This is a genomic window from Saccharomonospora sp. NPDC046836 (genome assembly GCF_040645195.1).
GTDB lineage: Bacteria > Actinomycetota > Actinomycetes > Mycobacteriales > Pseudonocardiaceae > Prauserella_A.
In genome coordinates, this window is the sequence record NZ_JBEYXW010000028.1 from 16,335 (window position 1) to 29,805 (window position 13,471).

Sequence of the window (13,471 nt, forward strand, 5' to 3'; positions counted from 1 at the left end):
TCTACGACACAACTGGTCCGGTAGACCGAAAAGGCTCAGCTCAAGGTGAGTACGGCGGCACCGAGCCGGTGGCACAGGCTGAGCGCGAGCTCGACGTCGAGCCGGTTGTCCGCGACGGGCCTGCCCAGTAGCTCCTCGGCCTTGCGCACCCGGTACTGCACCGAGTTCTTGTGCATCGTCAGCCGCGCCGCGGCGGCGGTGTAACTCCCGCCGGCGGCGAGGAAAACACGGAGCGTCTCGCGCAGCCGGTCGTTCTGCTCGTCGTCGACGGCCAGCGCACCCAGTGTGTCCGCCACCCAGGTCCTGGCCGCAGTCAGGTCCGATGCCATCAACGCGATGGCGCCGACCTCGCGGAACAGCAGCGCTCTTGCGCAGGTCCGGCCCGCGGCGAGGGCCAGAGCGTGTACACGTACCGCCTGACGGTGCGTCTGCCGGAACCCGGCGATGCCCGCGCCAGGCTCGCCGAGCGCGACCCGGATGTCGGGGTCCTTCTCGAGCACCCGCTCCAGCAGCGCGCGATCCCATGATCCTGGCCGCTCGGCCGGCAGCCATACCCACGCGCACAGCTCGTCGTTCGGTACGAACAGGGGCCGGACGTCTCCGCCGAGCTCCACCGCGAACCTTCCGGCCACCGCCTCGAGCCCGGCCAGCGGGTCAGCGGGATGAGTGGACCGGGGATACCAGACGATCATGCCGACATGCCGCCCACGCAGGCGGTACCCGAGCGCCGCCTCACCGGCGTCGATGTCGGCCAGGTCGTCGTCCAGTAGTGCACGCACCCGCGCGGCCCGCACGGCACTGCGGTTGAGCAACCAGTTGTCCCGCTCCTCTTCGTAAGCCGCCACCACCTGCTGGGTCACCCGATCAATGAAGGTCACGGCTCCGGCGAGCGCCGCGCGCATGGCCACACCCAGCACAACGGGATCAGCGATCTGCCGGGCACCCTCGTCGAGCGCGCGGTCCAGTACCGACATCTGCCCCAGGTAGTACGCCCGGATGAGGTCGATCACCGGCGTGCCGCGCTGCGCGAGCCTGCGCGCGTACTCGATCGCCGCGGCGGGTGCTTCGGCCCGCTCGGGGTCGATGCCGTGCTGGAAGATCCGCAGTGCGGTGTCGATGTTCTGGTACACGCTCGCGGCGAGCAGGCTGACCATGCTCTCGTCGTCGTGTGCCAGATGTGGCAGCTCCCGCTCGTACAGGGTCACCAGGTCGGCGGTCAGCTCCGACGCACGGCCGGTCAACGCGGCGGCGACGAGGGACACCTGCTCCTGGAAGGCGGCTGCGTCCTGCACCTGGATCACTGTAGGGCGTGACGCTCGCCGTGTCTGTGTAAACCCCGGAAGATGGCAGCCATGCACCCGCCGAAGCTGGAGAGGTTCGACGTCGCAGCCCGTACCAACACCGATCCCAAAGGGATCGTCCGCGCGGTCGAGGAGTACCGCATCGAGCCGTTCGGGCTATATATGGCACGACAGGCGCCGGGCCGCACACAGTTCGACTACCTGGAGTCCTGGCTGCTGCCCTCACTCGGCCTGCGCGTGACCGACTTCTGGTTCACCCCGGGACACGAGCGCGACCAGGACTTCTACCTCGACGTGGTGACCATCGAGACCGAGGGCGACACCTGGCTGGCGACCGATCTCTACCTCGACCTCGTCCTGCGGGGTGGGCGCGACGTCCAGGTGCTCGACACCGATGAGCTGCTGGCGGCCGTCGCGGGCGGCCTCGTACGGCCCGAACAAGCCTGCCACGCATTGGAGACCACCTACGCGACGGTCGACGCGCTGGCCCGGCACGGTTACGACCTCGCAGCCTGGTTATCCACTGTGGACATATCGTTGACCTGGCGGCGGCATCCGACGGGCAGTGCCTGGAGATAATGCCCTGATGAAGGACGCGCGCGCCGACCACCCGTCGTCGTGGCTACTGCCCGTCGACGGGAAATCGCCGTGGGGGCCATGGCTGCGGCGGCTGGAACGCGGGCTCGCACCTGTGCTGCTGGCCGTCTCCACGGTGCTCAGCGCGGCGCAGGGCCCGCCATGGGGGCAGTGGTGGCCCACGCTGGCTCTGGCGGGCCTCGCCCTCGCGTGGGTGCTGCTCACCGACACGTTCCTGCCCGCGCGGCTGCGCACGCCGTGGTTGCTCGCCCTCTTGTTCGCCGGGACACTCGCGCTGGCCGCGGTGCTCATGTCCCGGGACATCGTGTTTCTCGTGTTCATGATCGCGTGCTTCTTCAGCTCGTTCGAGCTTCGCCCGCTGCCCGTCGTACTGCTCGGGCTCGCCGCCACCTCCACCCTGATCAACAGCATGGCCTCCGGTGGCCCCCTCCAGGCACTCCGTGACTGGCCGGCGCCCTTCATCACCATCGTGATCGTCCAGACGGTGGCGATCGGCGGTGGCTTCGTCATGTCGCGGCAGCTCGTGGAGCGCAACGAGCAACGGCGCAAGGCGATGGCCGAGTTGGAGGCGGCGCTCGAGGAGAACGCGGGCCTGCACCGGCAGCTCCTCACGCAGGCGCGGGAGGCGGGCGTGCTCGACGAACGGCAGCGGCTGAGCCGCGAAATCCACGACACGCTCGCGCAGGGCTTCACCGGCATCGTGACGCAGCTCCAGGCCGCACAGGAGGCCAAGGAAGATCCGCAACTGTGGCAACGGCATCTCACCGCCGCTACGGCGCTCGCGCGGGAGAACCTGCAGGAAGCCCGGCGTGCCGTGCGCGCACTCAGCCCCAGTGCCCTGGAGTCCGCCGGGCTCCCGGACGCGCTCGGCGGGGTGGTCGCGCGGTGGTCGGAACGCACAGGCGTGGCCGCAACCTTCACCACGACCGGCACCGTCCAGGCACTGCATCCCGAGATCGAGGCGACGTTACTGCGGATCACGCAGGAGGCGCTGACCAATGTCGCGAAACACGCGCGCGCGAGCCGGGTCGGCCTGACACTGTCCTATATGGAGGATCTGGTGACGCTCGACGTGCGCGACGACGGCGTGGGTTTCGACGGGGACCGGACGCGCCCCAGCCGCGATGGCGACCACGGCTTCGGGCTGGCCGGTATGCGGCACCGGCTGCACCGGCTCGCCGGGTCACTCGTGGTGGAGAGCGAACCGGGCAGCGGCACCGCCATCTCCGCCAGTGTCCCGGCGATCACGGCGCGGGAGGCGTGACGAGCGCCGATGCCGAGGTGCTATGGCGTCCAGCCGGTACGCTCCGCCCACATCTCGGCGCGCCGGAACGCGACGTCGACCCAGGCCTGCTTCTCGTCGGCGTAGTGCTCGATGGTGCCGTCGCCGGCATGCGCGCGGGCGAGCCGGTACTTGATGTCAGTGTACACGGCCACCTCGGCTGGGCTCGCGCGCAGCCAGTCACGGAACAGCAGCGCGAGCCGCCACGCGGGGCCCTGCACGGAACGAACGTGGAGGTTGACCGGACGTGCCGGATCGGCGCCGTAGTGCAACCGCTTGTCCCACCGGGCTCGCGGCGTGGCGCCGTCATCCTGCGGGTGGTCGAACCAGTGCCCCTCGCCGCGGACGAACCCCGCATCGGACAGCGCATCGCTGATCGCGTCCGCATCGTCGAGGGTGGGCACCGTGAGCTGGAGATCCAGCACGTCCTTCGCGTCGAGCCCGGCAACCGCGGTCGAGCCGATGTGATCGGCACGCACCAGCCTGTCCCCGGCCGCGAGCCGGATCCTGGCGAGCGCACGCTCGGCCTCTGCGGGCCACGTGTCGTCGTGGGCGACGATGTGCGGTGAGCCGGGTGGCCGGGGCCTGCGCAGGCGGAGATTGGCTTCGAAGGGCACCAGCCGGTCCGCCCACAGCGCATCGACCTCGGCCAGCACGAGGTCACGGCTGCCGCTGTTGTCCAGCCACACGTCGGCGACCGCGCGCCGCTGCCTGCGGTCCGCCTGCGCGGCAATGCGCGCGCGAGCGTCCTCTTCGGACATTCCGCGGGCGTCGACGAGCCGGCTGATCCGGACGGCCTCCTCGGCGTCGACCACGATCACCAGGTGGTAGCCGGCCGCGTGGCCGCCTTCGACGAGTAGCGGGATGTCGTGCACGACGACGGCGTCCGGTGGGGCCTGCGCCACGAGCTCCGCCGTGCGGGCACCGATCAGGGGATGCAGGATCGCGTTGAGCCGCAGCCGGGACTGCTCGTCGGCGAACACCCGCGCGGCGACCGCTGCCCGGTCGAGGGCACCGTCCGGGGTGAGGACGTCGTCGCCGAACTCGGCGACGAGTTCGGCGAGCCCCGGCGTGCCGGGTTCGACGACCTCGCGTGCGATGCGATCGGCGTCGATGAGGACCGCGCCGTGCTCGGCCAGCCGGGTGGCGACGGTGGATTTCCCGGCGCCGATTCCTCCTGTCAAACCCACTCGCAGCATGACGGCATTCAAGCAGGCGGCCCCAGGAGCGGCTCACCATGAGCCTTCAACCAAAACGTGATGCAATTGGTGAGAGTGACACGCCGATCATTTACCACAGTTCCGCGCGTCTCTTGCGTACGGTGCCGGGCGAACGCGGGTCGCCCAGACGGAGGAACGATGCCAGCCAGTAAGTACGTCGGAAGGCACAGGCTCGGCACGCCTGGGCTGGCGCACTGCGTCCTGCACCGCGAGGTGACGGTGGCACTCGACGAGTACCGGCGCAACTGGCTGACCGCGTTGCTCGTCCCTGCCAAGCACAGCCTCGCCGGCCTGCGCCGCCGAGCGCGCGCGGCCGCGTACGAGCGTGCCTGGACGCCGGCCACCACCTAGCCCGGCGCCGAGTAGACCTTCACGCCCAGCGGCCCGCACTGTCACCACGGTGCGGGCCGCTGAACTATGCGCGCTCCGGTACCGCGGGACGGCACAACGGCAGTGGCCCCGGTTCCGGGGAACCGGGGCCACTGCCGTAGTCAGCTCAGCGCTGGTGTCGCTCACGCACCGCCGGAGAGCTTCTCCCGCAGTGCGGCGAGCTGCTCGTCGCTGGCGAGGGTGCCACCGCTGTTCTTCGAACCCTGGTCGGACTGGCCACCGGAGGTGTAGCTCTGCTCGCCACCCTCACCACCGGCCTCGCCCTCGGCAGCAGCCGCCGCGTTGGCCTGGGCGGCCTCCGTGACCTGGCGCATGTGCGCCTCGTAGCGCGTGTGCGCCTCGGCGTACTGCTTCTCCCACTCCTCACGCTGGCTCTCGTAGCCTTCCTGCCACTCCTGCGTGTCGGGGTCGAAGCCCTCGGGGTAGATGTAGTTGCCCTGCTCGTCGTACTCGGCCGCCATGCCGTACTGGGTCGGGTCGAACTCCGAGTCCGACGTGAAGCCCTCGTTGGCCTGCTTGAGCGACAGCGAGATGCGGCGGCGCTCGAGGTCGATGTCGATGACCTTGACCATGACCTCGCCACCGACCTGCACGACCTGCTCCGGGATCTCCACGTGGCGCTCGGCCAGCTCGGAGATGTGCACCAGGCCCTCGATGCCCTCCTCGACGCGGACGAACGCGCCGAACGGGACGAGCTTGGTGACCTTGCCCGGCACGATCTGACCGATCGCGTGGGTGCGGGCGAACTGGCGCCACGGGTCTTCCTGGGTGGCCTTCAGCGACAGGGACACGCGCTCGCGGTCCATGTCCACGTCGAGCACCTCGACGGTGACCTCCTGGCCGACCTCGACGACCTCGCTCGGGTGGTCGATGTGCTTCCAGGACAGCTCGGAGACGTGCACCAGGCCGTCGACGCCGCCGAGGTCGACGAACGCACCGAAGTTGACGATCGACGACACGACACCCTTGCGGACCTGGCCCTTGGCGAGCGCGTTGAGGAACTCGCTGCGCACCTCGGACTGGGTCTGCTCCAGGTAGGCACGGCGGGACAGGACCACGTTGTTGCGGTTCTTGTCCAGCTCGATGATCTTCGCCTCGAGCTCGCGGCCGACGTAGGGCTGCAGGTCGCGCACGCGCCGCATCTCGACAAGCGACGCGGGCAGGAAGCCGCGCAGGCCGATGTCGAGGATCAGGCCGCCCTTGACGACCTCGATCACGGTGCCCTTGACCGGCTCGTCCTTCTCCTTCAGCTCCTCGATCGTGCCCCAGGCGCGCTCGTACTGAGCGCGCTTCTTGGACAGGATCAGCCGGCCCTCCTTGTCCTCCTTCTGCAGGACAAGGGCCTCCACCTCATCACCGACGGTAACGACCTCAGCCGGGTCGACATCGTGCTTGATGGACAGCTCACGAGACGGGATGACACCCTCGGTCTTGTAGCCGATGTCGAGCAGCACTTCGTCGCGATCGACCTTGACGATGGTGCCTTCGACGATGTCACCATCATTGAAGTATTTGATTGTCTTGTCGATCGCGGCGAGGAAGTCTTCCTCCGTCCCGATGTCGTTGACGGCGACCTGCTGCGGCTGCGCCTGCGCGGTGGCACTCGGGGCGGTGGTGGTGTCGATGGTCATTAGGTGGGTTGCTCCGGTAGCGGATTGGTGTAGGAGATCTGCAGTTTGCGTCGCACATCGATGGGCACCAAGGCGACGGCCAAGCAATCGTCCAGCCAGGAACGGCCGCGAGCATCACCTTGAGGTGCGCGACCCTGATCACTCAGCACTGATCACTGAGCCCGAAGGCAGCGCGAACCCACTGCGCTAGAGAACATCGTACGCGGCACCCGGTGCACCACACAATCAGGGTCGGCCCCGGCCGAGTGGCGCCGACCAGGGAGGATGACTCCGTGTCCGCACCGTTACCCGCCAATCGCCATGATCGCGCCGAGGAACTGCTCGGGACCGCGGGCGTCGCGCACCGCCAGGTCGGCTCCGCGGAGGCCACCGCGGCCAACCTGGCGTGGTGGGACGCCGATGCCGACGCCTACCACGCGGAGCACGGCGAGTTCCTCGGCGAAGCCGACTTCGTCTGGTGCCCCGAGGGCCTGCGTGAGGCCGACGTCCGCCTCCTTGGCGGGCTAGCGGGTGCCGACGTACTGGAGGTGGGCGCCGGGTCCGCGCCGTGTGCCCGCTGGCTCGTCGCGCAGGGCGCACGCGTGGTCGCCGTCGATCTCTCCGCGGGCATGTTGGACCACGCGAAGGCAGGCAACGAGCGCACCGGCCTCCGGCCCGCGCTGGTGCAGGCCAGCGCCGAGGCCCTGCCGCTGGGGGATGCCCGATTCGACGTGGCGTGCTCGGCCTTCGGCGCCATCCCGTTCGTCGCGTCGGTGGACGCGGTCTTCGCGGAGGTCGCCCGGGTCCTGCGGCCGGGCGGTCGCTGGGTGTTCTCGGTGAACCATCCGATGCGCTGGATCTTCCCCGACGACCCCGGCCCCACCGGGCTCACCGCCAGCCAGCCGTACTTCGACCGCACCCCGTACGTCGAGGTCGACGCGTCCGGCACCGCCACCTACGTCGAGTACCACCGCACGCTCGGCGACTACGTCCGGGCGCTGACGGGCGCGGGTTTCCGGCTTGTCGATGTGCTCGAGCCCGAGTGGCCCGCGGGGCACACCCGCATCTGGGGCCAGTGGAGCCCGCTGCGCGGCAGGCTCTTTCCCGGCACGGCGATCTTCTGTTCTGTATTGGACGCAGCGCAGTAGAGCTGCTCGCGTCGCGTGTGGACGATGTGGCTGCTGGCCCGGAGCCGGCGGCGCGGTCAGTAGCCGTCAGTAGCCGTGCACCGGGCGGCGCTCGCCGAGCTGGTGCAGTGCGGAGGGCCTGCGCTCCAGTGCCCGCTGCAGGGCCTCCACCACCCCGGTGCCGATCTCGTCGTGGCCGAGCGGCCGCGGCGGCTGGTCGGACACGTCGCCGAGCAGGACCTGCTGGGTGGGGTGCCCGTGCAGCAGCGGTTCGGCTTCGTCGGGTACCACGGCCAGGTCCGCCAGCGCCCGCACCTCGACGATCGGGGCGCCGGGCGCCAGCAGCGGTTCCACGGCGCCGAGCACGGCCCGCCTGTACGACTCGTGCACCCACGCCACCAGCAGCTCGGCGGGTCCGGTGAGGGCCTTCTCGGCCTTACGGGCCAGCTCGTGTGGCCGGTCCCAATGTGCCTCGACCCAGATGGCGCGGCCCGCGCCGACCCGGTCGTTCCTGCGGTTGCGCCGTGACCACGACATCGGGTGCGTTCGCGTCTCCTCGACGGGCAGCGGACAGTACCGCCGGCTCGGCAGCACAACGCGCCAGCCATCGGCGGCCAGCTCGCGCGCGACCAGGCTGAGCATCCCGGAGCCGGCGAGAACCAACGCGTTGCAGGCCGTCATGTTCGGTAACTTACCCCGTTTGCGCGATTTGAACCGCCGCCGCGAGTCCCCCGCTCCAGCGCGCGAGTCCCCCGCTCCAGACGGCGAGTTGCCCGCTCAGGTGCGCGAGTCCCTCGTTCCCGACGGCGAGTTGCCCGCACCGGCACACCGCACCGAATGCGGCGCGCCGAAGTGGGCGCTGTCAGAAAACACCCAAGGCCACCTTGGGGAGCGAAAACCGGGGCTAGTGAGCGGCGTCGTTCCAGGACTGGCCGAAGCCGACGGAGACCTCGAGCGGCACCGCCAGCTCGTGGGCGGCGCCCATCTGCTTGCGCACGAGGGCCTCCACCTCGGCCTGCTCGCCGTCGGCCACCTCCAGCACCAGCTCGTCGTGGACCTGCAGCAGCATCCGGGTGCGCAGCTGCGAGTGTTCGAGCGCCCGGTGCACGTTCAGCATGGCCACCTTGATGATGTCGGCCGCGCTGCCCTGGATGGGCGCGTTGAGGGCCATCCGCTCGGCCATCTCCCGGCGCTGCCGGTTGTCACTGTTGAGGTCGGGCAGGTTGCGCCGCCTGCCGAAGATGGTCTCCGTGTAGCCGACCTTCGCGGCCTTCTCGACCACGGTGTGCAGGTAGTCCCGCACGCCGCCGAACCTGGCGAAGTAGTCGTCCATCAGGCCGCGTGCCTCCTCGGTGGAGATGCGCAGCTGCTGGGACAGTCCGTAGGCGGACAGGCCATAGGCCAGGCCGTAGTTCATCGCCTTGATCTTGGCCCGCTGGGCCCCGGTGACCTCGGTGGGCTCGACGCCGAACACCCGCGCCGCCGTCGCCGCGTGGAAGTCGAACCCGGACTGGAACGCCTCGATCAGCTCGGTGTCCGTCGACAGGTGCGCCATGATCCGCATCTCGATCTGGCTGTAGTCCGCGGTCATCAGCTGGGTGTACCCGCCGCCCACGACGAACGCCTCCCGGATACGGCGGCCCTCGTCGGTGCGGATCGGGATGTTCTGCAGGTTCGGGTCCACTGAGGACAGTCGCCCGGTCGCGGCGATGGTCTGGTGCAGGGTCGTGTGGATGCGTCCGTCGGCGGCGACGGCCTTGATCAGGCCCTCCACGGTGGTGCGCAGCCGCGTCGCGTCGCGGTGCTCGAGCAGGTGCTGCAGGAACGGGTGCTCGGTCTTCTCGTACAGCGTCTGCAACGCGTCGGCGTCGGTGGTGTAGCCCGTCTTGGTCCGCTTGGTCTTGGGCATGCCGAGCTCGTCGAACAGCACCACCTGCAGCTGCTTGGGCGAGCCGAGGTTGATCTGCTTGCCGATGACCCGGTAGGCCTCCTCGGTGGCCTGCTTCACGCGGCCGGCGTAGTGCGCCTCGAGCGTCGTCAGCTGCTCCAGATCCACCGCGATGCCCGCGGCTTCCAGGTCGGTGATGACCTCGAGCAGCGGCAGCTCGATCTCCTCGAGCAGCTTCGCCCCACCGACCCCGGTGAGCTCCTCCGCCAGCGCACCGGCCAGCTCCGCGACCGCACGGGCCCGCACCAGCTCGCCGTGCATGATCGTGGTGTCGCCGTCGTCACCGTCGAGCAGCGACAGCTGCCCGCCATCGGCGCTACCTTCCTGCCGCAGCTCGCGGTGCAGGTAGCGCAGCACGAGGTCGTCCAGTTCGAACGACCGCTGGCCCGGCCGCACCAGGTACGCGGCCAGCTCGGTGTCCATCGCCAAGCCGGCCAGCCGCCAGCCGCGCGCCAGAACGGCGTGTAGTGGGATCTTGAGGCCGTGCCCGACCTTGCGCACCGCCGGATCGGCCAGCCACGCCACGAGCGCCTGCTCGTCGGCTTCGTCCAGTGTGGACACATCGAGGTAGGCGCCCTCACCGTCCGGGGCGGCCAGCGCGATCGACTGCAGGTCGGAGGCCACCGACGCACCGGTGGTGCGGAAGGCGACGCCGACGGTCCTGCCCGTGCCCGCGTGGGTACCCAGCCAGTCGGCGACCGTACCGGGCGCGAGCGCGCCGCCGTTGACCTCGAAGCCCTCGTCGGCCTCGGGCTCGGCACTGGACAGCGTGGCGAACAACCTGTCCCGCAGCACCCGGAACTCCAGCTCGTCGAAGAGCCGGTGCACGGCATCGCGATCCCACTGCTGCACCACGAGATCCGTTGGTGCGGCGTCCATCGGGACGTCGCGGACGAGCTCGGTCAGCTGCCGGTTCAGCAGGACGGCGTCGAGGTGGGCGCGCAGCGCGTCACCGACCTTGCCCTTGACCTCGTCGACCCGGTCGACCAGCTCGCCGAGCGAGCCGAACTGCTTGATCCACTTGGCGGCCGTCTTCTCCCCCACCCCCGGAATGCCGGGCAGGTTGTCCGAAGGGTCGCCGCGCAGGGCCGCGAAGTCGGGGTACTGGACTGGGGACAGCCCGTATTTCTCCTCAACCCCGGCGGGATCGAAACGCACCAGGTCCGACACTCCCTTGCGCGGGTACAGAACGGTTGCCGAGTCCGAAACGAGCTGCAGCGCGTCGCGGTCGCCGGTACAGATCAGCACCTGGTAGCCATCGGTCACCGCCTGGCTGGTGAGGGTGGCGATCAGGTCGTCGGCCTCGTAGCCGCGCTGCTCCAGCGCCGGGATGGCGAGCGCGGCGAGGATCTCCTTGATCAGCTCCACCTGGCCCTTGAAGTCGTCGGGCGTGGCGAGCCGGTTGGCCTTGTAGTCGGCGAAGGTCTCGGAGCGGAACGTCTGCCGGGAGACGTCGAAGGCGACGGCCAGATGAGTGGGAGCCTCATCGCGCAACAGGTTGATCAGCATCGAAGTGAACCCGAACACCGCATTGGTCACCTGCCCGGTCGACGTGCGGAAACGGTCCGCGGGCACCGCGAAGAACGCCCGGTACGCCATCGAGTGACCGTCGATGAGCAACAGCCGGGGTGTGTCATTCGCTACTGAGGTGTTTGCGTTGGGGCTCACGCCCGTGAGTCTAGGGTGAGGGCCGGACAGTCCTGTCCGACGTGTCGAACTAGGAGCTGTGAGTAGTGACCGAGGGCGTGTCGGAAGAGGAGATCCGCGAACAGCTGGCGGGCATCAACCCCGAGGTGGCGCAGCAGCAACTCAACGACAAGGTCGGTCTCACATTCGTCGAGCTCGACCCGGAACGCGTCGTGGGAACGATGCCGGTCGCCGGCAACCTGCAGCCCTACGGCCTGCTGCACGGCGGGGCCAATGCCGTACTGGCCGAGGCGCTCGGCTCCACCGTGGCGGCCCTGAACGCCGGGGTCGGCCGCGCCGCGATGGGCTTGGAGCTCTCGTGCACGCATCATCGCGCCGCGCTGCACGGACTGGTCACCGGCGTCGCGACGCCGCTGCACGTCGGCCGCAGCACCATCACGACCGAGATCGTGATCACCGACGAGTCCGGCCGCCGCACCTGCACCGCCCGCCTGACCTGCATCGTCCGGGACAGGCCGCCAGGCTCCTGAGTTCACGGCCATGGACCTCGACGTGGCCCAGGTGCGGGCCTTTGTCCACACCGCCGAGCTGGGAAGCTTCAGCCGCGCCGCCGAGCACCTGTTCCTCACCCAGCAGGCGCTGTCCAAACGCATCAGCCGGCTCGAAGCCGCGCTGGGCACGCGGCTGTTCGTCCGCGCGAACCGCACCGTGGAGCTGACGGCCGATGCCGAGCGGTTCCTGCCGCATGCCCGTGAGCTGATCCGTGCCGCCGATGCGGCAGTGGCCGCACTGCGCGGCGCCGACGGTCCGGTGCGGCTGGACCTCCTCGACAATCGGCTCTCCCCCATGTTCATGCTCCGCCGCATGGCCGAACGCGATCCGCGGCTGCGGGTGGAGCGCAGCTGGCGGCACGGACTGGCCAACACGATCGATCCCCTGCTCCGCGGCGACGTGGAGGTGGCGTTCGGCCGGGTGCACGACCTGGGCCGGGAGCTGCCCGCCGAGCTGGAGCACCGGCTGATCCGGCTGGAACCGCTGGTCGCGATCCTCCCGCCGGAGCACCCGCTCGCCGGCGGGACCGCCGTTCGGATGGCTGACCTGCGGCAGGAGGGCATCTGGCTCCCCTCCCTTGCCGGGCCCGTCGAGTGGCTGGGCTTCCTGCGGCGGATGAGCGAGCGTCTGGATGTGCCGCTCGACGACTCCGGCGTGAGCTACGACCTGCGCCACACACTCGAACAGGCGCGCAACGGTACCTGCCGGGTCACCCTGGCCGGGGCGGATATGGAGCTGGCGCCCGACCTCGACCTGCGGGTGCTGCCCTTCGACCCGGCGCCGCTGTTCCCCTGGTCCGTCGTGTGGCGCCGGGGTAGACAGCGCCCGGCGGTGGCCCACCTGCTGGAGCTGGCAGACCGCACGAGCCGGGCCGAAGGCTGGTGCGCCTACGACCCCGGGCACTCCTGGCCGCCCGAGCTCACCGAAGGTGCCACTGGAACCAGGCGGTGAACTCCGCGTCCACCGTGGCGGCGTGCGCGGTCTGCGGCGCGGCCTCGATGCCTGGTTCCTCGGCGAGCGCGTGTCCCATGCCGGGCACCACGACCAGCCTGCTGGCATCACCCAACGCCTCGTGCAGGTCCGCGGCGGGCTCACGGAACTCCGCGTCGTCGTGCTCGCCGACCACGAGCAGCACATGCGGATCGAGCTCGCCTGCCCGGCAGACGAAGTCGAAACGGTCGGCGACCGCACGGGAAGGTTCGGTCCACCGGTAGCTGACGCCGAACCGCCGCTCGTTGGCCGCCACCGCAGCCGACAGCCGGGTCACCGGGTTCACCAGCGCCGCCGCGGCGATGGGCAGCTCCGCTCTGGCGAGCACCTCGAGCGCCACGGTGGCCCCTGCGGACCCACCGGCCACCCCGATCGGCGCGTCGGCGAGCGACAGCTGCTCACGCAACGCGGCTACAGCCGCGGGGAACTCCGCGGCGGCCTGGTCGGTGACCGGCTCCGCGACGTTGCGGACGTAGTCCTCGCCCGCCAGCCGGAAGAACTCCTCCGGACCACCAGGCAGGGCCCGCGCACCGAACATCGGGAGTCCTAAGTAGACTCGCCAGGCCGGGACACCGCTCATCGGCAGCGCCGCGGCCATCGCCAGCTCGCTACGTGGTGCGTCCATCAGGTGCCATGTGACGATCAGTGGTGCGGCGGTGCTGCCGTCGGCCGGAGGCAACGCCACGAACGGCACTCCTGCGGCGACGTCCTGGATCATGGTCCTCCTCAGCTCGGTTTCCATGGTGTCCAGCTAAGCGCCCGGGCCGGCAGGCGTCCAACAGCTTCTCGCGCGCCTGTCACAACCAC

At 69.9% G+C, this 13,471-nt stretch carries 12 protein-coding genes; 6 read left to right on the forward strand and 6 right to left on the reverse strand.

Annotation, left to right across the window (positions count from 1 at the left end):
• Positions 1–35: 35 nt before the first annotated feature.
• Positions 36–1,292, reverse strand: a complete 1,257-nt coding sequence (locus ABZ863_RS26125) for a helix-turn-helix domain-containing protein (RefSeq protein ID WP_358540592.1) — start codon at positions 1,290–1,292, stop codon at positions 36–38.
• 51 nt (positions 1,293–1,343) lie between these two features.
• On the opposite strand from ABZ863_RS26125, the gene ABZ863_RS26130 reads away from it, so the two are divergent.
• A complete protein-coding gene (locus ABZ863_RS26130) occupies positions 1,344–1,880 on the forward strand; it encodes a DUF402 domain-containing protein (RefSeq protein ID WP_358540594.1) in 537 nt (178 codons plus the stop codon).
• Positions 1,881–1,887: 7 nt separating this feature from the next.
• Positions 1,888–3,162, forward strand: a complete 1,275-nt coding sequence (locus ABZ863_RS26135; RefSeq protein ID WP_358540597.1) for a sensor histidine kinase — start codon at positions 1,888–1,890, stop codon at positions 3,160–3,162.
• 20 nt (positions 3,163–3,182) lie between these two features.
• Here the strand turns inward: ABZ863_RS26135 and coaE are convergent, their stop codons facing one another.
• Positions 3,183–4,379, reverse strand: a complete 1,197-nt coding sequence (gene coaE / locus ABZ863_RS26140) for a dephospho-CoA kinase (RefSeq protein WP_358540600.1) — start codon at positions 4,377–4,379, stop codon at positions 3,183–3,185.
• Between the two features lie 159 nt (positions 4,380–4,538).
• On the opposite strand from coaE, the gene ABZ863_RS26145 reads away from it, so the two are divergent.
• Positions 4,539–4,751: a hypothetical protein gene (locus tag ABZ863_RS26145; RefSeq protein ID WP_358540603.1), complete on the forward strand. Its 213-nt coding sequence runs from the start codon at positions 4,539–4,541 to the stop codon at positions 4,749–4,751.
• Between the two features lie 161 nt (positions 4,752–4,912).
• On the opposite strand, the gene rpsA is transcribed toward ABZ863_RS26145, so the two are convergent.
• Positions 4,913–6,421 carry a 30S ribosomal protein S1 gene (gene rpsA, locus ABZ863_RS26150; protein WP_358540606.1) on the reverse strand — a complete coding sequence of 503 codons (1,509 nt, stop codon included), beginning with the start codon at positions 6,419–6,421 and terminating at the stop codon, positions 4,913–4,915.
• Between the two features lie 272 nt (positions 6,422–6,693).
• Between rpsA and ABZ863_RS26155 the strand changes: the two genes are divergently transcribed.
• Complete coding sequence (locus tag ABZ863_RS26155) at positions 6,694–7,548, forward strand: class I SAM-dependent methyltransferase (protein ID WP_358540608.1); 855 nt, start codon at positions 6,694–6,696, stop codon at positions 7,546–7,548.
• 66 nt (positions 7,549–7,614) lie between these two features.
• Here ABZ863_RS26155 and ABZ863_RS26160 read toward each other — a convergent pair whose 3' ends face one another.
• Positions 7,615–8,208 (reverse strand): hypothetical protein, encoded by a 594-nt coding sequence (locus tag ABZ863_RS26160; RefSeq protein ID WP_358540611.1) that lies wholly within the window; start codon positions 8,206–8,208, stop codon positions 7,615–7,617.
• A 223-nt stretch (positions 8,209–8,431) separates the two neighbouring features.
• Positions 8,432–11,143, reverse strand: a complete 2,712-nt coding sequence (polA, locus tag ABZ863_RS26165; RefSeq protein ID WP_358540613.1) for a DNA polymerase I — start codon at positions 11,141–11,143, stop codon at positions 8,432–8,434.
• A 65-nt stretch (positions 11,144–11,208) separates the two neighbouring features.
• Here polA and ABZ863_RS26170 point away from each other — a divergent pair, with 65 nt between their 5' ends.
• A complete protein-coding gene (locus ABZ863_RS26170) occupies positions 11,209–11,652 on the forward strand; it encodes a hotdog fold thioesterase (RefSeq protein ID WP_358540616.1) in 444 nt (147 codons plus the stop codon).
• 10 nt (positions 11,653–11,662) lie between these two features.
• Positions 11,663–12,625, forward strand: a complete 963-nt coding sequence (locus ABZ863_RS26175; protein ID WP_358540618.1) for a LysR family transcriptional regulator — start codon at positions 11,663–11,665, stop codon at positions 12,623–12,625.
• On the opposite strand, the gene ABZ863_RS26180 is transcribed toward ABZ863_RS26175, so the two are convergent.
• Entirely contained in the window at positions 12,594–13,382 is a 789-nt protein-coding gene (locus tag ABZ863_RS26180) for a prolyl oligopeptidase family serine peptidase (RefSeq protein WP_358540621.1), read from the reverse strand. The two genes, ABZ863_RS26175 and ABZ863_RS26180, sit on opposite strands and share 32 nt — an antisense overlap.
• Positions 13,383–13,471: the final 89 nt, after the last annotated feature.

What these genes read in the sequence shown, in the direction of transcription:
- coaE (WP_358540600.1), bottom strand. Translation starts at nt 4,379, where the DNA reads ATGCTGCGAGTGGGTTTGACAGGAGGAATCGGCGCCGGGAAATCCACC.
- rpsA (WP_358540606.1), bottom strand. Translation starts at nt 6,421, where the DNA reads ATGACCATCGACACCACCACCGCCCCGAGTGCCACCGCGCAGGCGCAG.
- ABZ863_RS26180 (WP_358540621.1), bottom strand. Translation starts at nt 13,382, where the DNA reads ATGATCCAGGACGTCGCCGCAGGAGTGCCGTTCGTGGCGTTGCCTCCG.
- ABZ863_RS26160 (WP_358540611.1), bottom strand. Translation starts at nt 8,208, where the DNA reads ATGACGGCCTGCAACGCGTTGGTTCTCGCCGGCTCCGGGATGCTCAGC.
- ABZ863_RS26130 (WP_358540594.1), top strand. Translation starts at nt 1,344, where the DNA reads ATGGCAGCCATGCACCCGCCGAAGCTGGAGAGGTTCGACGTCGCAGCC.
- ABZ863_RS26175 (WP_358540618.1), top strand. Translation starts at nt 11,663, where the DNA reads ATGGACCTCGACGTGGCCCAGGTGCGGGCCTTTGTCCACACCGCCGAG.
- ABZ863_RS26135 (WP_358540597.1), top strand. Translation starts at nt 1,888, where the DNA reads ATGAAGGACGCGCGCGCCGACCACCCGTCGTCGTGGCTACTGCCCGTC.
- ABZ863_RS26145 (WP_358540603.1), top strand. Translation starts at nt 4,539, where the DNA reads ATGCCAGCCAGTAAGTACGTCGGAAGGCACAGGCTCGGCACGCCTGGG.